Annotated in this window: 21 protein-coding genes; 4 read left to right on the forward strand and 17 right to left on the reverse strand. The window is 40.0% G+C overall.

Annotation, left to right across the window (positions count from 1 at the left end):
- Positions 1–82 precede the first annotated feature (82 nt).
- The 15 genes from I7804_RS01600 to I7804_RS01670 all read right to left on the reverse strand — a co-directional run bounded on the left by I7804_RS01600 (position 83) and on the right by I7804_RS01670 (position 16,471).
- Entirely contained in the window at positions 83–808 is a 726-nt protein-coding gene (locus tag I7804_RS01600) for a DUF4194 domain-containing protein (protein WP_092041712.1), read from the reverse strand.
- Positions 808–2,265: a Wadjet anti-phage system protein JetA family protein gene (locus tag I7804_RS01605; protein WP_022756880.1), complete on the reverse strand. Its 1,458-nt coding sequence runs from the start codon at positions 2,263–2,265 to the stop codon at positions 808–810. The genes I7804_RS01600 and I7804_RS01605 overlap by 1 nt, the downstream gene beginning before the upstream one ends.
- 32 nt (positions 2,266–2,297) lie before the next feature.
- The gene (locus I7804_RS01610; RefSeq protein WP_110072534.1) at positions 2,298–3,158 is read right to left on the reverse strand and encodes a transglutaminase domain-containing protein; all 861 of its coding nucleotides are present in this window, start codon (positions 3,156–3,158) and stop codon (positions 2,298–2,300) included.
- Positions 3,159–3,308: 150 nt separating this feature from the next.
- Positions 3,309–3,587, reverse strand: coding sequence for a hypothetical protein (locus I7804_RS01615; RefSeq protein ID WP_248404594.1), 279 nt, complete (start codon positions 3,585–3,587; stop codon positions 3,309–3,311).
- Positions 3,588–3,690: 103 nt separating this feature from the next.
- Positions 3,691–3,849 carry a hypothetical protein gene (locus I7804_RS01620; protein WP_248404596.1) on the reverse strand — a complete coding sequence of 53 codons (159 nt, stop codon included), beginning with the start codon at positions 3,847–3,849 and terminating at the stop codon, positions 3,691–3,693.
- A 57-nt stretch (positions 3,850–3,906) separates the two neighbouring features.
- Positions 3,907–5,820, reverse strand: a complete 1,914-nt coding sequence (locus I7804_RS01625; protein WP_248404598.1) for a serine/threonine-protein kinase — start codon at positions 5,818–5,820, stop codon at positions 3,907–3,909.
- A gap of 29 nt (positions 5,821–5,849) precedes the next feature.
- Positions 5,850–6,341 (reverse strand): FHA domain-containing protein, encoded by a 492-nt coding sequence (locus I7804_RS01630; protein ID WP_248404600.1) that lies wholly within the window; start codon positions 6,339–6,341, stop codon positions 5,850–5,852.
- Positions 6,334–7,347 carry a hypothetical protein gene (locus I7804_RS01635; RefSeq protein WP_248404602.1) on the reverse strand — a complete coding sequence of 338 codons (1,014 nt, stop codon included), beginning with the start codon at positions 7,345–7,347 and terminating at the stop codon, positions 6,334–6,336. Before I7804_RS01635 ends, I7804_RS01630 begins: the two co-directional genes overlap by 8 nt.
- A 49-nt stretch (positions 7,348–7,396) precedes the next feature.
- On the reverse strand, positions 7,397–8,683 hold the full coding sequence (locus I7804_RS01640) for a zinc ribbon domain-containing protein (RefSeq protein WP_248404605.1): 1,287 nt from the start codon (positions 8,681–8,683) through the stop codon (positions 7,397–7,399).
- A 37-nt stretch (positions 8,684–8,720) separates the two neighbouring features.
- Positions 8,721–9,152, reverse strand: a complete 432-nt coding sequence (locus I7804_RS01645; RefSeq protein WP_248404606.1) for a hypothetical protein — start codon at positions 9,150–9,152, stop codon at positions 8,721–8,723.
- Positions 9,153–9,440: 288 nt separating this feature from the next.
- On the reverse strand, positions 9,441–10,805 hold the full coding sequence (locus tag I7804_RS01650; RefSeq protein ID WP_248404607.1) for a hypothetical protein: 1,365 nt from the start codon (positions 10,803–10,805) through the stop codon (positions 9,441–9,443).
- Between the two features lie 69 nt (positions 10,806–10,874).
- Complete coding sequence (locus I7804_RS01655) at positions 10,875–12,170, reverse strand: glutamate-5-semialdehyde dehydrogenase (protein ID WP_022754037.1); 1,296 nt, start codon at positions 12,168–12,170, stop codon at positions 10,875–10,877.
- A gap of 79 nt (positions 12,171–12,249) precedes the next feature.
- Positions 12,250–13,758: an AAA family ATPase gene (locus I7804_RS01660; protein WP_248404608.1), complete on the reverse strand. Its 1,509-nt coding sequence runs from the start codon at positions 13,756–13,758 to the stop codon at positions 12,250–12,252.
- Positions 13,759–14,328: 570 nt separating this feature from the next.
- A complete protein-coding gene (locus I7804_RS01665; protein WP_248404609.1) occupies positions 14,329–15,171 on the reverse strand; it encodes a hypothetical protein in 843 nt (280 codons plus the stop codon).
- A gap of 421 nt (positions 15,172–15,592) precedes the next feature.
- Positions 15,593–16,471, reverse strand: coding sequence for an SPL family radical SAM protein (locus tag I7804_RS01670; RefSeq protein ID WP_248404611.1), 879 nt, complete (start codon positions 16,469–16,471; stop codon positions 15,593–15,595).
- Between the two features lie 235 nt (positions 16,472–16,706).
- On the opposite strand from I7804_RS01670, the gene I7804_RS01675 reads away from it, so the two are divergent.
- Positions 16,707–17,534: an exodeoxyribonuclease III gene (locus I7804_RS01675; RefSeq protein WP_248404613.1), complete on the forward strand. Its 828-nt coding sequence runs from the start codon at positions 16,707–16,709 to the stop codon at positions 17,532–17,534.
- 1 nt (position 17,535) lies between these two features.
- Here the strand turns inward: I7804_RS01675 and I7804_RS01680 are convergent, their stop codons facing one another.
- Positions 17,536–18,168, reverse strand: coding sequence for a metallophosphoesterase (locus I7804_RS01680; RefSeq protein ID WP_248404615.1), 633 nt, complete (start codon positions 18,166–18,168; stop codon positions 17,536–17,538).
- Between the two features lie 578 nt (positions 18,169–18,746).
- On the opposite strand from I7804_RS01680, the gene I7804_RS01685 reads away from it, so the two are divergent.
- The 3 genes from I7804_RS01685 to I7804_RS01695 all read left to right on the forward strand — a co-directional run bounded on the left by I7804_RS01685 (position 18,747) and on the right by I7804_RS01695 (position 21,573).
- On the forward strand, positions 18,747–19,634 hold the full coding sequence (locus I7804_RS01685; protein ID WP_248404617.1) for a DUF975 family protein: 888 nt from the start codon (positions 18,747–18,749) through the stop codon (positions 19,632–19,634).
- Between the two features lie 84 nt (positions 19,635–19,718).
- Positions 19,719–20,408: a response regulator transcription factor gene (locus I7804_RS01690; protein WP_027206867.1), complete on the forward strand. Its 690-nt coding sequence runs from the start codon at positions 19,719–19,721 to the stop codon at positions 20,406–20,408.
- A 115-nt stretch (positions 20,409–20,523) separates the two neighbouring features.
- Entirely contained in the window at positions 20,524–21,573 is a 1,050-nt protein-coding gene (locus I7804_RS01695; protein WP_248404619.1) for a sensor histidine kinase, read from the forward strand.
- Positions 21,574–21,657: 84 nt separating this feature from the next.
- Here I7804_RS01695 and I7804_RS01700 read toward each other — a convergent pair whose 3' ends face one another.
- Positions 21,658–22,407, reverse strand: a complete 750-nt coding sequence (locus I7804_RS01700; protein ID WP_278303924.1) for an amino acid ABC transporter ATP-binding protein — start codon at positions 22,405–22,407, stop codon at positions 21,658–21,660.
- Between the last annotated feature and the right edge of the window lie 21 nt (positions 22,408–22,428).

Consider the following 22,428-nt stretch of genomic DNA (forward strand, 5'->3'; position numbering starts at 1 on the left):
AAATCTCCCATCATAATTAGCTTTTTGAAAATGTCCCATTTTCAATTCATTGCTATAGCTAAGTATTATCGTATGTACCATGTTATGCTTCCTTGTCTTCTTCCATCTCATCCCTAAGCTCCAAGAGTTCTGTAACCTTGGCTGCAGATACCAGATGGAGTATAGCAGGAGTTATACGGAACATGGTCTGTGGGTCTCTCCATTCGCCCTTGCCTTTTTCAATGATATGAAAATTAACAAATGTCTTGAAGTCATTGGCCATCTGCTGTTTGTTGGAGGTTATGTCAACTTTGACATTGTCCTTTAGAAACTGAACCACTTCGCCAACATCAGATGTGATCTGATCTCCCGTAGACGGATCGCTGTATTTCTTCTGATATATACATCTAAGAGCAAGAGCTATCCTTGTAGTATTGAGATTAAAATGAAACCTTGCTGTGTCAGACTCACTCTGAAGTGCAAAAAGGCCATTGTCCTTGTCATGCACAAGTTCAAAACCGCCCATTTCAAAATACAGATATAACAGGTCGAAATTGGACTCGATAAAGATATAATCGCCGTTTCTGGATAAGAGTCCTGTCTCTGTGTCATAATCCATCTGAAGGATATATGTTCCTGACAAAAGAAGTCTTACTACCCTCTTAAAATAGTCCTGATCATATCTTCTGAGTCTGTTATAAAGGCCTGTAACCGTGCGATCTGCATTGTCTTCAAAATCGCTCTCTCTTGTACCCTGACGACTTTGAGGTACGTCGAATTCTAACTGGTCATCATTTTCATATAAATCATTGTTATAATAGTCACTCATTAAGAATCAGCTCCGCTTTCTTTAATCGTAAATGTCATATCAGGTACACTGTATGATCCGGCTTCAATGTGTCTTCCTGACTTTTGTACCTTGTATTCACCATTGGAGAATCCATACAGTGAAGCCATGATAAGAAGTGTATAATCATCCTCCGTAAAGTTATCTGTCTCCCTGATGATCTCACTTGTCTCCATTCGCTTTCTGCCATGCATTTTGTCTTTGACATAGCTTCTTGCATCAGCCATGGTATAACCACCAAAGCTCCTTTTAAGGAAGTCTCTGGTTCTCTTCTCATCCTTTTCATGGTGAGGGCGTAGTAGCATCTTGGTTTCTTCATTTTTCTCAGGTCTGTATGTATCGGTTCTAAGAGACTTCTCATCGATAAAGGTGGACTGAACCGCACCAAGACCCGACTGTACCTTCATGGAATATGCCTTGTTCTCTTCCATTCCCTTCATGATACGGACAATCTTATTAACAATAGAATTGTCACTTCTAAGGTTGTGGATGACAGCCTGTGTAAAACGCCTGTTATAATCAGCATTCCTGTCAGTGATCATATCAATCTTGTTATCTGCTTCCGAGAAGGTTCTATAGATGATATCGATACGCCTTCTGATCTCGAGGATCCTCTCATCTTCATCAAGTCCTGACATCTCAGCCGAGGTATCAGTCTGCGCCATCTGACGGATAAGGTCAGGATCTTTGTCCAGTTCTCTTACGAACCTTAAGATATCGCCTCCGTAGAGGGCTATGGAATCACTGGTCTTCAAGGGATGATAATAAGCATCTATGACGCTCTGCTCACCGCCTTCCTTGAATCTCTTCTCAAGCATATCTCTGACATTCTCATCATCAGCATGCTCTCTGTAATACTTACCGATGTAATAGTATAGGTTCCTGAAAGTCTTGGACAGATCTCCGGCATTGTCTGATGCCACCTTTAATGCTCTGGACATAGTACGGGCGCGCCTTGTACCACTTTCTTCACCTGCCATACTAAGAACAGCATAGGTTGAGAATACATCACAGTCTGCAAGTTCTGCCCTGGGTCTTGTCTCTCTATAGAGATATTCCAGCATATCCGATGCATAATCAGGCATAACTATGTCACGCTCAAATCCCTGTTTGGAATCTTCTTCGCACAGCCAGCCCTTTCGTATGAGCTTGCCTAAAAGGAAAGAGGCTTTACCGGGCAAAGTTTTAAAAAGTTCCGCATCTATGACTTCTCCCTCTTCTACATCTTCTGACAGATCAGCACTTGCGATACTGTTCTCAAGCGATATAAGTATCTGTTCTCTAAGATCCTTTTTGCTGATGGCAAGTTCATCTTCAAATGCATCACGCACAACAAAAAGAGCTGCAAGATACAGCTCTCTGTTAGGTGATGATAATATACTGAAAAAATCCCCGGGAACAGTTGCAAAAAATGCTCCCGATAACCCTTTATAATCCATTCAAAACCTCTTATTAAACTACCTGTCAAATATCATCTGTGAATATAAATATATTTGTAGGCTACGTAATAGTCATCTTCCCAATGATCTGCAGACATCTGCTGTGGTGTTATAAGGAAATAGTTGTAGCGGACAGGAATGCCATATTCTCCCATATCATCCCATGTGACATCAATTGCATATGTCACTCCGCCTATAATAACTTCATTCCAGGCATGCAGTCCTGATTGCAGACCGTTAGTGCCGTATCCTGTAACAATCTTGGATTCTATTCCCACAATATGCATGAACAGGTCAAAAAGCTCTGCATATCCCTGGCATACTGCGGTCCCTTCAGATATTGCATTAAGATAGCTATACTTAGAGTAAGTGTAGTCGTATGTAAGATTGTAACACATCCAGTCATGTATAGCCAGAACCTTATCCATCTCGCTCATGGAGCTGTTTGTAATACTATCTGCTACGTTGCAGGCATCAAGAACACCCTGGATCCTGACGTCTGTAGAGTATACCTGACGTCCTTCAAGATATCCGTTGTTCTTGTAATGCATAAGGAGTGCATATGGATCTGTTCCTACTGCTGCAGCAACATCAGGGTTCTCTGCTGCATAACGGGCTGCATCAAAGTTCTCAACTGTAAGAATAGAACGTCTGTCCACCATTGCAAGGCGGCCTTCCCCAAAGCCGTTGTTGACATAATGGGACCAGAGCTTGTTTTTATCATAACCATAAGCCTGATACAGATCTGGATACATATCTGCATAGGAATAATATCCGAATCCTTCGGGATTCTCAAACAGGATGTACTCACCTGCATGAGAAGTAAATGATGCAAAGCTGCTGCAAATAACTACTGCCGCAAGCGCTGCTGCTACTTTTCTGAAAATCTTCATACAAAATTCACCTCATAAAACTTTATTACACCAAAAATCTATTTGGCACTACTACATTATATCGGATTATTTTTTATTTTTCGAACATTTTTGTAATGACATTTTTGGTGCCTATGTAGTATACCATATAGAAGCGAATCTGCAATTTATTCAATTTTCGATGTCGAGTACATGCTCCATGTACTTTAGTTTTTTTCTGATTTCTTCTTTTTTTACTTCTTTATTGCCTATGCCGGAACACAGGCCATTACTGCTCTGCAGCGAGGAAGTTTGGGCTTTCGTAAGATTGTTTTGCTCTGCAGGAGTTTTGCTTTTCGTATAGTTGTTTTGCCCTGCAGGATTTTCTGCTTGGTCAGTTTCAGGATTAAAGGTCTGTGTTTCGTCACTATCTATGCTGAATGTTTCAGTTCTATCATTATCAGAAATCATATCCATCCTCCACGCCTTTGGACTTCCCACTTGGACAATGCAGTATCACCACAGCAAAACCCGTGGTGATACTGCATCATCCAAGTGGGAAGTCTGCAAATTATTAGCTAAAGTCATATTTTTTCATAAGCTGCTTTTTTATAATTCTGCGTCTTATAGAAAAATAGGTGATACCGATCATAAGTGCTATAGCAGCTATCGCCATGATAGCTATCCCTCCGTAAAAAAAGAGTTCACCATTTGTCATATCACTAAGGTTCATAATCTTATTACTCCTTCACCAAAAGCTCCAACCAGACTTATTTCCATATATAGAATCTCATTGTAACCAGCCAAGCGCATACAGCTCTTCGATATCATCCTCAAGGCGCTGCATTTCGTCATCACTGTCGCCTGATACTTTGACTTTGTCATATATGGTTTTGGCCTTTTCGTAGTATTCAAGGACTTTAGAATAGTCTCTTTCGTCTTCTAAAAGCGAACCTTGAATGATCATGCAGTACTCAGCCTGTCTCATGGGGATTCTGTAATCTTCAGGATACAGGTCTGCTGCCAGAGTCATTATTTCCAGAGCTTTATCAGTTTCTCCGTTCATGTTTTTTATATAAGACAGGTTTATATAATCAGAAACGATAGCCTGTGAATGATCCATAAGATATGTATAACATTCATCGGCTTTTGAGAGCCACTTAGCAGAGTCTTCCACACTGCTTTTTTCCAGATACTTAAGACATATCTGTGCGTTCTCTCTCATAACTCTTATGGTCCATTTGCCGGTCACACGCTTAAATACATCAGTCAGTATAAGGTCTGCATTGTCATAATCATCAAGCTCTGCATATGCTCTTGCACATAATATTCCTGCCCTTGCAATTATATCTTCATCACTTGATAGCTTTAGCACCTTAAGGTAATCATCTATTGCGTCATTGTAGTTTTGATCAGCGCCTGCAATCTCGCCTCTTACAAGGTACAGGCCGGCGTCATCGAGGCCTTTGTTTATCGCCTCTTCCAGAACCTTCCTAGCCTTATCGGTATCTCCTGATCTTGCATATGCTATTGCAAGATCCCTGTAATTATCAGGATCCGATCCATCTGTTTCTATCGCCTCTTCATAGAGCTTTATTGCACTTTCATAGTCTTCCAGATCAAAATATGAACTTGCCGCAAGATACAGAATAGTTCCCTTTTCCTGGCTATTATTCTCTAAAATCCTGGTATAGCTTGTATTATTAAGTAAAGAAAATGCACCTTCTATTATCTCATCTTCAGACATGGTTTCTGCATTATCTATAAGCATGTCATATTCTCGTCCAAATGCCTCTTCACGCCTTATAAGTCCGCCTTTTACAGTCATATATACACCGGATGCAAATATTATCAGGCAAATGAGTGTATATACTGTCTGCAATCTTCCAAGCCTTTTGTATCTTCTGTCACGAAACTTCATGGTATCAAGACTTTTGTACATATCAGAAGCAGACTGGAATCTTTTTGAAGGATCTTTTTCCAGAGCCTTGTCTATGATATCTGTAAGAAGTCCGGAATAAGGAGTACTCTCATCCCATAGAGGAAGTCCTGATTCCATCTGTTTTAGGGCATTCTTACGGCTCATCAGCTGATAGAAGCTTGCACCTAGACTGAATATATCGGTTCTTACATCTGCAACTGCTCCCAAAACCTTTCCGGATGATATGCCGCCGAGCTGCTCCGGTGCCGCATAGTTTCTTGAATATCCTGTTGTCATCTGATGATCAGGATCATTAAGTGATATATTGAAATCTATCAGGCATATATTTCCATCAGCACTAATCATGATATTGGAAGGTTTTATATCACTATGAATGATTGTAGGATTTTGTGAATGGAGATAATGGAGAGCCAAGCATAAATCTTTGAGCCACTTGATCGTCTGAGGCTCGTCAAATCGTACCCCTGCCTTTATGTACTCCATCATGGTATTACCATCGATATAGTCCATGACAGTATACACTTCTGTGTCCATCTGAATGAAATCATATACCTGAGGCAGATTTGAATGTTTGATATTTTTAAGGATATCGGCTTCTTTACGTTCATTGATCCTGCCGACATAGTTGTCCTTTATGCGCTTTATTACAACGTGTTTACGGAGATTTTTGTGCCAGGCTTTGAAGACCTGACCGGAGCCGCCCTCACCTATCGGCTCTTCAACTTCATACACACCGTTTATTATCTGCCCGATCTTCAGCATACTTAACCTCGTATCGAATACATAATTACTTAAATCATATATTCAATGATATAACTATAGTCTCCCATAACCACAGTCAGGCCATCGTCTGATTTAATGACTGTTCCTGCATCAGCTTCATTATACTGCTTTGTATCAACCTTTTTTATAGAACTGTCTATTCTATGTGTACAAAAAACGGCAAGTGCTGTCTTATCACATACAACGCCTTTTTCACCACCGCCAAAAACAAGTACATCTCCATCTTTAAGCATAACAGGCTTGGTTCTTCCGCCTATTCCGGTTCCGACTTTCCTGCCTCTGCAAGTGGTTCCATTCTTGCCGTTTCTGTCAATATAGAACCAGTTGCCATCCATATTCTGAAAGCTCCCATGTCTGCGGCTTACTGTATGTACATTAAGGCATATATCAGGAACTACGTCTCCTGACTGTCTGCCAACTTCCCATATAGGACGTTCATCCAGCGTATATATGGATGTCTTTCCTTGTTCTATTACAAGGAGCTGATTATCTTCACTCATCATTGTCCTCCGGTAATTCTGAAATAAAAGCTTCCACTTCCGGAATATTCAGCTTTCCAAGTATATTTCTTGCATATCTGCATAGTTCATCAGGATCATAAGTATCAAGGCTACTGTCCAGCATGTCATTAAGAAGTGCGTCATCCAATATGAACATCACAACGCTTTCAAATATGTTCTTGGCACACAATGGTTCCATGTGGGCAAGTTCAAGCATTTCATCTATCTGATCATGATCCATGGACAGATGAAGGCCAAGAGATATTATCTTATTTCTGGTAGGATACCATTTGCCCTGTCTTATTGCTGAAACGCAGTGCCTTAGAGATGATGACCAGTTCTGACCTTCGGCAAGTTCGAATACGCTGTCAGCATATCCGCCGTAGTTCTGCTTGATACACATTTTCACATATGCATAAAACTTATTATATGATTTGGAAAAAACAGATATGTTATCTGAAATAAACTTCTCAAACTCATCATCCGTTTCGATCTGAGAAACTCTCTGATCAAATAACACTGTTTCAGGATCATCGTCATCATCATTTGAACTGTTCGTGATATTATTCCTGATCCTGTCAAGAATATAAAGATATGCATTCAAAGCTTCTATTCCACGTTTTCTGGATAAAACATAGATACAGATGCAATCTTCGAGACTCTTTGAATATAATGCCGGATATCTTCCGTACCTTTGCAGAAGCTGATTCATCCTTTCAATATCATATCCTGCCACAAGCCCGATTCTCAAAAACGTCTCACGGTTTTTGGGTAGAGATCCCTTACACCATTTATCGACAGATACCCTGCTGACACCGACTGCTTCAGCAAGACCTTTCTTGGTTAGATTATTATCACCTATAATGGAAATAATCTTCGCAGCCCACATGTCCTGCTGAGTTTTGATCAATGGGAAAATACTTTTCCTCAGCTCATCTATATCTTCGCATCTGGCGATTTCATCTTTTATAAATATGGTTTCGTATTCTCTGTCTGAATCAGGCATTTAAATTATCATCCTCTGAATTCTTAAGTTTCTGTGTTTAGTACATTTATCAGGAAACGAACTCTGAACGAATAGATATAACTTCATTTGCTGCATTTATACCAATCTCTAAATAACTTGGTACTAAACCATTAGTAAAATCCTCGTAAAACTGCTCAAGTGTAATTTCTCGTTTTGTGTCAGTCCACATTCCATTCTCATCATATTGAACCTTAACATAACAATTACTGTTTACTGTAAATGATTCTACAGAGTAACTCGTTCTGGCCATCTGACCATGCCCTCCGATTTCATCATCATCTGATGCCCAATATAGAGTTATATCACTACCATAAGTGTTTTTGGGATCCAGATAGTAATACCCACCCATGCTAAGCTCGAGTTCGTAAAATTCATCAATTGATGAAAATGTCTTACCTTCGTCACTCAAATATTTGACACCATCCTCAATAAAATAACATTGTAGTAAGACATTTGATGAGTTGCCTCCAAAATCAAAAGTCATTACATCGCCGATATTCATATTTTGGTAATCATCATAAGACACCGTCACTGGGTCTTTTCTACTTACATTTCCTTTCAGGGTATACGTTCCATCATTTCCTACTGAAAGATCTATATCGAAAATATCTAAAGTTTCCTGAACAAGGTCTTTATCAGATGCATCTTCTGTATCATTACTGCTTTCTTTTGCCAAAGCATCTGCTTCACTTACAGCATCAGTTTTATTATCTGAAGAGTTTTTACTTTCATCAGCTTTTGGCTGCTCGCTTGCACTTTGCATAACATCAGCGATCTGGTTTACTAACTGTCCCGGCATCAGATCATTGCCCTTTTCAAGCACTTCAAGCGCTTCCTGGTAGTTTCCCTCCGATACCAATACATCTGCATACTGATCGTATACACCCACTGCAAATTCAGTGAAGGCAGCTATGTAATCCTGCCCTTCAACTGCTTCAAAGCCGTCATTTATTACAGAAAGCGCACTTTCATAATCGCCTTTTGCTATATAAATACTTACTTTTCCTTCATAAGCATCAGGGCGCTTGGGATCTATCTTGATTGCTTCGTCGAAAGCGACTATTCCATCTTCATATTGCATCTGATCAAGATAGTTATTACCTTTATCGATAAGACGATTATATCTGTAAGCAGAAATATTAGTTAATATCAGAACAGCCACAGAAGCCAAAATCAGAACTGCCAGAACCGTAGCTACTATCCCAATTATCTTTTTTGAACCTTTGTTATCGTTTGTTCTTCTCAGGGATCTACCACAATTAGGACAAAATTCCGCATTATTTTTAACTTCTTTACCGCAACCAGGACAGACCATAAAATGCTCCTTTCGACTTTTTAAGCTATTACTTGTATTATATCATACTGCTTTTTGTTTCTTTCTGAATTCTAAGCCAGCCGATAACTGCAAATACTATCGGGAATGCTGCAAACAAGAACAGTGCAAGTAAAAATGTTGCAATTCCTGTTACTATATCAATCGGAAACGGAAGTATGATCCATCCGAAAAATGCTATCTTTTTGGCGATTCCAAAAACCATATCTAGTCCGCCTGTTAATGTATAAGCTGTTATAGAGCTTGCGATCATAATGATAAAGAATACATTTGTGCCCAAACCAGAACTTACTTTACTCAAAAGAAAATCGATCAGCATAGCAGGGATCCAATAAAATGCTGCTATAAGCACTCCAATAAGTGCCTTTTTCTTCTTATCCCCTGCCCTGTCAAAGGCATTTGTTACCTTTTGGTTGTTACCTGCTGCCATAGTGTTTTCATTGTTCATCATTTCTTTTTCCTCCTTCAGGAACTCATATTATTAGTGTTTAGTTTTTTCGTGTATCTCTTGCTGTTGAGATCATATTACATGAATCCATGAAGGCATTTTTCACCCAAAGTTTACACACTAAAAAGCCCCGCTCGGCATATAACCAAAGCAGGGCTTAGTTTTATAACATAAAAAATTGTTTCATCTTGGTCAGTCCCACAGTATCAAGCTCATACTGTTCCAAAAGTCTTCCATTATAAAAAGCTGATATTCATGTTAAAATCATCTACACGACGCTTAGGAAAACTGTTACAGATCCACAGAATAGGTGTCTGTACTATAACGGGATCCGTTTGAATCTTTTATCGAAAAAGATATCATCATAGTCATTCCGGATTCTACCTCGACATCGTCTATAGCCATCATACACATATTTCCGGGATATACTGTAGCTGAAGACATATTGTCCTTATATTCGCCGTCAATAGATACTTTGCTGCCGCTTACATCAAAGCGTTCATTGGTAAGGCTTTGTACCATAAAGCATGCGGTACCATCCTTGACACCTTCGTATGTGATGATCATCTTGTCATCTTCATATACTACATCATCAGAAGGTTCATATGATACATAGTCTTCTTGTTTATAATCATCTACTGTGTCAAGCAAGAGATAATCGCTTCTAAAGCGGGTCTTATAATCCGGTCCGTAATAATTGAACATGACCCCGACTCTGCCAAGCTCTTTGATATTGTAAGTGTCAAGGTCACTTGCCGTCAGATAGATCTCATCTTCACTACCTGCATCCACTGTATATAATGAACTATCAAACTCGTATCCATCAAAATCATAAATCCAGGTTCCATCTACGTCATAGCCGTTAACAGACATCGCATCCAGACTCAGGTTAAGCTCTCCGTCCGTCTTATTGGCAATACTTACAGTAAGTCTGTCCTCCACTACGCCTGTAACTGTCAGTGTCATCTCATCATTGTCTAAAAGTGTTACAGGAAGAGTTCCAAGATCTTGTATCCCCAGATCTTTACTATCTTCCGGAACAGATTCATCATCTACTTCCATAGTTGAGATTGCCATCTCAAGACATGATCTGTCGCTTTTATTGTCAACATCGTTTGCATGCATGAACAAGGCTTCCACAATACCATAGTCACCTACAGGATAGTAGTACATAAGAGCCTGATAAGGATCCTCTTCAATATACAGAGTACCTATTGCCTTAAATACAATATTTGAGCCATTCACGGCAGGTACACCTTTTTGGGTTCCTTGTCTCATATAACCTCTGTCTATAAGCGCATTTCCAAAAAGGACTGCATCCTCTCTTTGCTCCTTACTAATATCCGGATCATTATAATATGCAAGGACTATACAGTCGGGACTCTGCGTATCCTGATACCTCACCATATCCGCATCTTCGTAATCTACAAGTTCCCATTCTGAAGGTATATATAAAGATATACCATTATAAGCTATCTCTATCCAATCAAGCTCATAAGCACTGGTACCCTCTTTAGGCCCTGCCATATTATCATCTTCTTCATAGTCTGCACTATTGAAGGAATCACTGGATGCTTGGCCGGATGCAGCACTTATTGCATCATCTACTTCTACGGGCGTTTTTTTGTCAGTGCATCCGGTAAGGACCAATATCATTATAAAAAAAGAGATTAATAGCTTTTTATTGTTCATGCTTTTATACAATGTACTCGATCTCTTATCGTATTAGAAGTCAAGATCCTTGTGATGAAAAGATCTAAGGCCTCCGGCATAGTCTCCGACTATATGACCGCTTCCGATAAGTTTATATTTATAAGTAACAAGTCCTTCAAGTCCGACAGGACCTCTTGCATGGAGTTTGCCGGTGCTGATACCGACTTCTGCTCCAAATCCGTATCTGTATCCGTCAGCAAAACGTGTCGAGCAGTTAACATATACTCCGGCGCTATCCACCATCTTGGTAAAGTATTCAGAAGCACTATCATCTGTTGTAAGAATACTATCTGTATGGTGCGATCCAAATCGGTTGATATGATCAGCAGCTTCTACCACATCATCTACTAATTTGATAGAAACTATATAATCATTATACTCAGTAGCAAAGTCGTCATCTTCCATAACTTCGACTTCAAAGGAGCCTTTAAGCATGTTGCAGACCTCACTGCTTCCTCTCATTTTGACATTATTGTCTTTAAAAGCATTGGCAAGCTTTGGAAGGAAGCTATCAGCTATCTTTCTATTAACAAGGATAGTCTCTACAGCATTGCAAGCAGCAGGATACTGAGTCTTAGCATCTATTATAACAGGGATTGCCGCATCTGTGTCTGCCTTGTCATCAACATATATATGACAGATACCGCTGGAATGCCCCATTACAGGTATCTTGGTATGCTCCATGATATATCTTACAAACTTGTTAGACCCGCGTGGTATCAGAAGATCTACATCCTTGTCACAAGCAAGAAGCTCATCAATCTCGTTATGAAGCTGTGCCTGAAGAAGGCACTCTTTAGGAAGTCCAGCCTCTATGACACTGGATTTTATTATATCAAAAAGAACTCTATTGGTCTTTGCTGTCTCCTTGCCTCCCTTTAAAATAGCGCAGTTACCGCTCTTGATGCACAAAGATGCGATCTGAACAAGGGCATCGGGACGAGCTTCAAAGATAACACCTATAACGCCTATGGGCACACTGACTCTTGTAAGTACAAGTCCTTCGTCAAGCTCTCTTTTTAATAAAACTCTTCCTGTAGGATCAGGAAGATCTACAAGCTGCTTGATACCGGATATAGCATCAGCGAGCTTGGCCTCATTAAATTTAAGCCTTTTTTGAATAGACATGGCAAGGCCTTCACCTGCTGCAGCCTCCATATCTTCATCATTGGCTGCAAATATCTTGTCTTTACTGTTCTCAAGGGCATCAGCGATCATAAGGAGAGCCTTATTGCGCTGCTCTATTGATGTATTTGCAAGCTTTGGAGCTGCAAGCTTCATGTTACGTGCTTCTATCTGTATATTCATAACGGATTCTCCATTTGTAATAATAATAGTATATAGTGTATACGAAATATGATAAGCCATATCATATATAGACAGGATATCATGCTTCCATAAGCTTTACTGCCGCTTCTCTGTCATATTGTACACTCGCCACTTTACTTGTCTCTATTAGATACAGTGCATGAGCTGCCATATGTTCTGCTGCCTGCTCTAAGTCTCTTACGCCGGATACGTTCTTGTAGTGATCTACAACTACATCAGCAGCCTCATCTGTCACAACACACTCTTTGTCACTTAAACCAAGTCTTCTTAAGACCCTTGGAAGAGAATACTTTAGGAAAATAGTCTTCTTCTCATCATGTGTATAATCAGGAAGCTCGATAACAGCAAATCTGGTAAGAAGAGGGTCAGAGATCCTGCTCCTGTCATTGGCGGTAGCTACGGGATATACACCTGTAGTCGGGATCATGCATTCCATATAGTTGTCTGTATAGCCAAGGTTATCAAGAAGCGTAAGCAGTGCATCTGCAGGATTGCCTGATGTAGACTCGCTGTCAGCCTTGTCCAGCTCGTTTATTATAAATACAAGGTTGGACTGACCTGCTCTTGAGAAAGCCTCCATGATAGACCCTGGCTTAGCATTGGCATATATTCTGGAACTTCCTGTAAGCTGTTCAGGGTCATGAACTGCGCTCATATCAAGAGCTGCCCAGGGAAGCTTTAGTATTCTGGCTATCGCATATGCAATCTGGGATTTGCCGGTTCCGGCAGGTCCTATCAGAAGGATTCCATATGCAGGAAGCTTGTGAGTTCTGTTGATCTGGATTATGGTCTCTATGATCCGCTGCTTGACCTTCTCCATACCATAGAGCTCTTCATCGAGTATACGCCTTGCTTCTACAGGGTCTATGGATTCAAAATACGAATCTTTCCACTGAATATTCATCATAGTAGAAAGAGCCCTCTGGGCATGGCGCCTTTCTTCGGAACTGACTTCATCAGATGCAGCAACAGCAAGGTTACGCCTTGCCCAGCTTCTGATATTGGATGGGAAAGTTCCTCCTGCGCACTTAAGAAAGTCCGTAATAGACTGAAGGGATGTAAGCTTCATATTATCATCATCTACTTCATCATCTTCACTACTTCCTGCCTCAAAATCCTCTTCTGATATATGGCTTGATAGAAGCCTTGTGATCATATACTGAAGGAATCCATCCTGAGCAGAGAGCTGTGAGGATATCCCGGACTCAACTTCACGGATCTTGTATATGGCAAAGCCGCCTCTTACACTTTTGCCGGATAGTCTGACGCTTATGCGGTTAGCTCCAAGCCACTTCACGAACTCTACGAATCTTGCATCGATCTTAAGTATATCTGCCTTGGCATTGGGATCATCAGAATTAAAAGATGTACGCTTGGCAGGATCCATGAAATGTCCGCTTATATGATGTTCAAAGGCGCCTTCGGGGTTCGAAAGGACCATGATAGGCTCTCTTGGAGTTGGAAGAGATACATCCTGAAAAAAGACTTTATAAGTAACCGGATTCTTGTCCGCTACCTTCTTGTCATCATCTTCATCACTACTAAAATCAAAAACTCTCCTTGCCATATGTACCTCCAGTTTGGTTTATGGTATCGCCTGTTCGGATTTGATGGTTCGCTAGCCTTGAAGTCTTTGCAGGAGTCCGGGAACCCTTGGCAGGCAGAATATAAATTGTTGCCACGCTGTAATTGTTTTATAAATTCATGGCATGATATCTGGCGCTTTTTTATTCTTGGGGTCCAAACTCGCTTCGCTCACACATGTGGACCCCAGACAGAATAAAAACCTCCAGCTATCACGCTCATGAATTTTATAAAACAATTAAAAGCGTGGCAACAATTTATATTCTGCCTGCCAAGGGTTCCCGGACTCCTGCAAATCCTACAAGACTACCGAACCACCAAATCCGAACGGGAATGTAAACATAAGTATGCGAGATGTATTAATTCTTATTATCGCAATATGCTTGTAATTCGTAAATACATAATACAACATAAATGTATTTTTATACATAGTTTTTATAAAAAGAGACTACAAATGCATTTTAGCACTTGCAGCCTGATAACTTGTTACTTGGTTTTGGCAGTTCCAAAAACTTTTGGAGATGCTGCACCGCCCAGTCGAAAGTTTGAATTATTAGTTGATAGTAAGTATTTTTTTGTCTATGCATACCTGTGCGGCGAAGGTCTTTTCTACCGAATCTTCAAAGAGGACGTCAATCTTACCTTCGATGATAGACTTAACTTTGCCATTGCCGTATTTCTTGTGTGATACGGATGCGCCTTCAGGGATGACATTTCTGATCTCTTCGTCGGACAGTTTCTTAACTGGAGCTGAGCCTGCGCTGGCGCCCGGTTTCATGTATGACAGAGCACTTGCAACGCCGTAAGAAGTTGCCCCCGACTTTGCATCTCCATACATAGGGACCTTACGTCTGTACTTCTGGCTATTCATCATTCTTGTCTGAGCAGCTGCAAGAGCCTTAAGCTCCTCAGATGCTCTAAGCTTTTCTTCATATGCCTTTTTCTGTCTTAATTTCTCGTTATAGAGTGCATTCTCTAAAAGACAGTCAAGGACGAAGTTAAGATTATCATTAGTAAAGAAGTAGATTACGTGATAGAGCTTCTTCTCATCAGGGTTCTGAAGAAGGCCCTTGTTACCATTTCTAACAAAAAGGATTGCTTTACTTGCAACGCCCTCATACTGGGAAACCATAAGTTCGATTATGTCTTTCTTAGATTCCTTTATAGGCAGTGCCAGCTTGGCCTCCTCAGCCTTTTTATGGATCAGGTTATAGTCTTTCTCTGTAGCATAGAGTACATAATGACTTCTTGATATTGTATTAACGTGAAGTGAAGATCCACTTTCTGAAAATCTCCTGATAAACTTATCTTCATCATTTTCCTTTTTGTAATGATCAAGACCTTTTTCATTAATAAGATCACAAACTTCTTCGTAGATGTATAACTGGTTATTCATGGGATACCTCGTAATTATTTGTAGTATACGACTTAGTATAAATGTGCTTAATAAGTCACCAAACGCCATAAATATCAGCGATAGACAACTGATACAAGGCATTTTCCAAATCGTTTACTATAGAACTCAAGAATCCAATTATACACTTTTTGGCCATATATTCCACTCCGCATTTTTTCCAAAAAAGGACTTAGATGTGAAAATATGTAGTAGCAAAATGTACAGCAGCGCATGAATGCTGGTTGTTGCTTAATGTGATATTATAAGTAGATGATTCGCGGATATGAGAATTCATAATTATAATTGAAACTTCTCTATAAGTGTCTATTTTTCATACTTATAAAGGGATTTCGATTTCTTTTTCCTCTATAAGTGTTTATTTTTGTACTTATAGAGGAATTTTATTGAGCCCATAAAATCTTTATACATCAAACAAACTCATCTGCTTATACTTCTCCGGAAACTCATTCATGTACCTAAAACAGTCATCCGGTTTGTACATCATATTATTTTCCATGCATATTTCTTTTAGTATACCTGTGAGTTTACCTGAATCAGGGCTTGGAAGGTCGTATGCATTACCGTAGGTTTCGATATATCTTTTTTTCATACCCGGGAAATGCTTATCAAGAGCTGCATAGAAGTACTCTCTGTCACCTTCACGGAGAGTAAGTCCCATACCAAAGTCAATGATTCCTTTTACACCCACTTTGGCGCATGCTTCAAGAATCTGCCTTACGTTCTCTTCTGTATCATTGATAAAAGGAAGGATCGGTGTGATCCAGACGATTGTTGGAATGCCCCTTTCCTGCATCATCTTGAGAACTTCAAGGCGTCTTTTAGTATTGCAGACATTTGGTTCTAAAATGCTGCATAGCTCGTCATCGTATGTTGTAAGGGTCATTTGTACAACGCATTTGGTATCTTTATTGATATCGTGAAGGAGGTCTATATCCCGGAGAATCCGGTCAGATTTGGTCTGAATTGCAAGCCCGAATCCATATCTGTGTATGATCTCAATGCACTTCCTCGTCAGCTCAAGTTCGGTTTCGCAGTGCATGTACGGATCTGACATGGAACCTGTTCCGATCATGCACTTCTTACGCTTTGACTTAAGGGCCGCCTCAAGCAGCATTGGTGCGTTCTGCTTAACCTCAATGTCTTCAAAAGGATGCGTAAACTGATAGCACTTACTCCTGCTGTCACAGTAAATACAGCCATGGGAACAACCACGATATATATTCATACCGCATCGTCCGCCGTTTGTGGTCAAAATACCTTTTGCCTCAACAAAATGCATATCTACTCACCCTTTTTCTGATACAACAGATAAGCTTTACTTTTGTACAACAGAAACTCCTTTCATTATACAGGAAAAGGATTTTTTCCGATATATACCGAGTTTTATGGTGCCTGGTAACAAGTTTTAAAATATATAAATCTGACGTTACTGAAGAATCACATCATTCTACTGCTTTTACTATACACTGTATGCTATTATTAAGTGTGAAAACACATTCAAAAAGGAGTCCCCTATGAAATTCATCTCATGGAATATAGATTCAATTAACGCAGCACTTACAGGTACAAGCCCACGTTCAGAGCTTAGCCGCAAGGTGCTTGATACAATCGCAGCAGAAGACGCTGATATCATCGCCATTCAGGAGACCAAGCTTCCAGCGGCAGGCATGAATGCAAAGCAGGAAGAGGCTCTTAAGTCTTATTTTCCTGAATATGACTATGTATATGTAAGCTCACATGAGCCTGCAAGAAAGGGCTATGCAGGAACTATGGCTCTTTATAAGAAGGGGATCAAAGTAGATGCATCTTTCCCGGAAATCGGTGCTCCTGACACTATGGATAGCGAAGGAAGGATGATCACTCTTGAGCATGAGAAGTTCTTCTTCAATCTTGTATACACACCTAATGCAGGTGATGGATTAAAACGCCTTAAAGAGCGTCAGGAATGGGACAAGAAGTATACTGATTATATAAAAACTCTTGATTCTAAAAAGCCTGTTATCTCCTGCGGTGACTATAACGTAGCTCACGAAGAGATCGACCTTGCCAACCCTGACAGCAATCACATGTCAGCAGGCTTCACAGATGAAGAACGTGAAGGCTTTACTAACCTTCTTAATGCCGGATTTGTAGATACCTTCAGACACGTCAATGGCAATATACCAAATGTATACTCCTGGTGGGCCCAGCGCATCAAGACCAGCAAGATCAACAACTCAGGCTGGAGGATCGACTACTTCCTCGTAAGTGATAGGATCAAGGACAAGGTCACAAAATCTGAAATGCTTGATTCAGGCGAGCGCCAGGACCATACTCCGATCCTGCTTGAGATCGACATTTAAATTACGAATAGATCGCCAACCTTTTGTCATTGATGACTTTCCATTCATCAAGGGGAAGGGGCTTGTAATCTGAATACATGCAGAAACAGTTGATGATCTCGCATGGTATGGGGAGGGTGATATTTTCACCATCTTTGGTTGTCACCGTGCGAGTTCTCTTCCTGTTATCAAGTACAAATCTGTCTACGAATTCCTGATCTGCTGTAGCATGAATATGCCCATGCAGCATATAGGAATGCGCCTTGCCATTAGTAATATCATACTGCCTGTTGTAACACATGACTGGATAGTGAGAACATATCACTCTTCTATTATTGTCATGAAGTTCCATATAATCAGACATCTTCTTAAAAAGTGTTGTATCAAAAGTTGTCTTTCTAAGCACATGATCATGATTGCCAAGAACCATGAACTTCTTGCCGTTGAGTCTTAAGATTATCTCCTTGGCCCTTTTTACATCCTTGGACATAATAAAGTCCCCAAGAATGACAACTTCATCGCGCTTTTGAACCACGCTGTTCCACTGAGCTATCATATACTCATTCATATCTTCTATATTTTCAAAGCCTCGCTTATCCATAAGCTTATTTACCGCATCATCATCAAAATGCAGATCTGCAATATATCGTCTCAATCGTTATTCGCTCCCTTATTATACATTTACTATGATTCATTACTATTATTTCTATTTTTCTTATTTTATCACGAATGCAAAATATTCTTTCAATATATACCAGTAACTGCTTATAATAAATTTATCTGATTCTTTTCAAGTATCCTCAAAGGATTTGCAGGGGTGGGGCTCCTCCGTGCAGGCAGAATATAAATCATTGTCTCGCTTTTAATTGTTTTAAAAATTCATGAGCGTGATAGATGGAGATTTTCATTCTGCATGGGGTTCACCTGTTTGAGCGTAGCGAGTTTGAACCCTAGAATGAAAAGCGCCAGATATCATGCCATGAATTTTATAAAACAATTATAGCGAGGCAATGATTTATATTCTGCCTGCGCGGAGGAGCCCCACCCCTGCAAATCCTTTGAGGATGCTACACCACCTAAGTATAGAATTAATTATGCAAGTGTTAAGGTTATGTTAAGGTTCTTTAGGTTTACCGGAAAGGTTCGGATGATATCCTTTGTTCATAAGATAACAACACCGATTGAACAAAACGCAAATTCATTCGGCACTCACATAAACGGAGGATAAAAATCATGTGGACAAGAAAAGAACTTAAAGAAAAGGCAAAGAAATCGTTATCTGTAAACTACTGGAAGACCGTGCTTGTAAGTCTGATACTTGCATTCATACTCGGTTCAACAGGAAGCTCTATTGCAGGAAAGAGTCTTACAGAAAAGAAAGACACTGATAATACTGTTAGTACAGAATATCAGACAGAAAACGTTACAGATAATAATTCAATGAATTTCCCCTTTAGAACTACAGAAGATGGTAAATTAGAATTTTCTGATGGAAATTCCAGCTATGAACTTAGCAATTCACCTGAAAGCATTCCTGGTAGAATCGAACATGTTTCTAACATGATCGATAGTGGTAAATTCGGCGCAGGAATGATAATTGTACTAATCCTCGTACTTATAACAGTAGTACTTATTTTAATTGGTACAGCTATCGCCATTGATATCCTTATACTCAACCCTATGGAAGTTGGTTGCAAGAGATTCTTCACAAGAAACCTCAACCAGAAAGCTAACGTAAGTGAAGTTGCATATGCATTTGATAACAATTACAAGACTGTTGTAAAAACTGTTTTCTTCAGAGATCTGTACACAGCTCTTTGGAGTTTGCTCCTCATCATTCCTGGTATTGTAAAGATGTATGAATATCGTATGATCCCTTACATCCTTGCTGATCACCCAGAGCTTACAAGCAAAGAAGTATTCGCTAAGAGTAAAGAAATGATGAAAGGCCAGAAGTGGCACGCATTCGTACTTGACCTCTCTTTCATCGGATGGGGAATCCTCTCACTGTTTACACTTGGACTCCTTGGAACATTCTATGTAACACCTTATAGAAACATGACAAACGCAGCTCTTTATGAGAAGCTCGAGTATGGAAGACTTGCTATCGAAGAAAACTAAAAAATAACATTCACGCTACAAAAAAAGACATTATGCTTTTGGCATAGAAACATAAAAAGATTCACTTTAAGAAGGAGTCACCTGATGGACAAGATCCTCATAGCAGATGATGAAGCTGAAATCAGAAGTTTACTAAAACTATATCTCGAAAATGAAGGTTATGCTGTAGCAGAAGCAGGCGATGGCAAAGAAGCTCTTAAAGTTCTTGCAGGCGGAGACGTAAGTCTCTGCCTGCTTGATGTCATGATGCCGGAAATGGACGGTTTTCATGTGCTAAAAGAGCTCAGGAAAAACAATAACATTCCTGTTATCATCATATCCGCCAAGGATACCGATCCTGACAAGATCATAGGTCTCGACCTTGGAGCAGATGACTATATGGTAAAGCCCTTCAACCCTCTTGAAGCTGTTGCAAGAGTCCGTTCTAACCTGCGCCGTTACCACTCTTTAAAAGGAGATATGGAAGTAAAGAAAGAAGGACTTCTTTCTCTCAGAGATCTTAAACTCGACAGAGATGCCTGCATTCTCTATCGCGGTGAAAATAAGATAGAGCTTACCTCAACAGAACTTAAGATGATGGAACTCTTCATGGAAAACCCGGGTAAAGTTTTTACCAAGGAAAAAATCTATGAATATGCCTGGGGAGATAATTACGTAGTCGCAGATAATAACATAATGGTAGCTATAAGTAAGCTAAGATCAAAGCTTGACGATAACCCATCAGCCTATATCAAAACTGTACGAGGACTTGGTTATCGTATTGAAAAAGAATAAAACGATATTTTTAACCATTGCAGCTTTAATTCAAAAGCCCTCACCTACTACGGATTTCATATACAAATCCATGACTTTGAGAATAAAGAGACATTAGTTCAAATATGAGGTTATCATGGACAAACTCAAAAGCTTTTTAATAAAACGACTGATCCTGATTCTTATAATAGTTGTCACGATAGAATTAATTCTAAACGCAATAGTTAACTTTGCATTTTTTCCTTTAATACAGATGCTTATGGGAGTCTCCGGATCATCCGCCTTATCAATCACTAACATTCCATATTTAATCTGGGGAATTTTAACCGGCAACAACGCATTTATATTCGGTTCATTTAGAACATCCGCAGCCGTATTCCTCATTCTTTTATCAATTTTCCTTCTGGCTCTGCCTGTCATAATAGGCATACTTACATATGCAACGATAGTCACCAAACAGGTAGAAATCTTGGAAAAAGAACGTGATCAGGAACGAAAAGATTTTGAAGCCCAGCGTAACCTTATGCTCTCAGATTTCGCCCACGACCTGCGTACTCCAATAATGACAATAGGCGGCTATGCTACAGCCATAAATGATGGCATGGTCAAAGACGATGCTCAGAAAAAAGAGTATCTTACCGCAATAGCTTCAAAGTCAAAGAGAATGACCGAACTCATAACTTTACTATTTGAATACGTCAGAGTCGGAAGTGCCGGATTCACCTTAGACAGAAAAAAAATAGATCTCCATGCTTTCCTTACCGAAATAATCGCAAACAGCTATACCGACCTTGAAGACGCCGGAATGGAAGTAGATATAAACATCCCTGAAGATACCTTTTATATAAGCGCCGACGAACTACACCTAAAAAGAGTAATAGAAAACCTGATAATCAACATCATCCGTCATAACCCCTCCGGAATTAAAGTCGGATTTGAAATCACAAAACTTGCCGGCGTCGAATTCCTCGCCGTAGCTGACAGCGGCGATGCAATAACAAAATCCGAAGAAGAACTTTTTGAACCCTTCGTCAAAGGCGAAGACTCCCGCTCCCAAACTAAAGGTAGCGGCCTCGGCCTATCCGTTGCCAAGCAGGTCATGGATATGCATGGTTATGAAATACATCTAATACAGCCCTACAGAGAATACACAAAAGCATTCATACTTAAATTCACAGAATTATAATATTTTCATAGAAATACAATATATTTGCAAACTTCCCACATGATACATGTTTGCCCATCCAGGTATCATGTGGGAAGCGACTGATCATAATACCCTGGACAGAAATTCCTTAAGTCTGTCGCTCTTAGGAGTTTCGAAGATCTCTTCGGGAGTTCCCTGTTCTTTGATACCCTTTTCATCGAAGAACAGGACTCTGTCTGCAACTTCTCTGGCAAATCTCATCTCGTGAGTTACGACAACCATTGTCATGCCTTCATCTGCAAGTTCCTTCATAAGAGACAGAACCTCTCCAACCATCTCAGGATCAAGAGCTGATGTAGGCTCATCGAAGAGCATCACTTCAGGGTTCATGACAAGCGCCCTTGCGATTGCGATTCTCTGCTTCTGTCCGCCTGAAAGGCTATCAGGATATGAATCTTTTTTGTCATAAAGTCCTACTCTTTTTAAGAGTTGGGAAGCCTTGTCTTGCGCCTCTTTCTGAGACATAATCTTAAGCTTCACAGGAGCAAGTGTGAGATTCTGAAGGATCGTAAGGTGAGGGAAAAGGTTAAAATGCTGGAATACCATTCCTACTCTCCTTCTGATCTGGTTGATATCAGCTGACTTTGAAGTGATATCCTCGCCGTCAAGAAGTATATTGCCGCCTGTGACCTTTTCAAGCTGATTAAGAGTTCTGATAAAAGTTGACTTGCCGCATCCGGAAGGTCCGATGATAGCTACAACTTCGCCCTTCCTGATCTGCAGGTCTACATTTTCAAGAACACTTACATCATCAAAAGCTTTAGAAAGATTCTTTACATCTATTAAAATCTGATCATTTATATTTCCGCTCAAAATATTTACCTCTATATCTTA

Source organism: Butyrivibrio fibrisolvens (assembly GCF_023206215.1).
GTDB classification, from domain to species: domain Bacteria; phylum Bacillota; class Clostridia; order Lachnospirales; family Lachnospiraceae; genus Butyrivibrio; species Butyrivibrio fibrisolvens_C.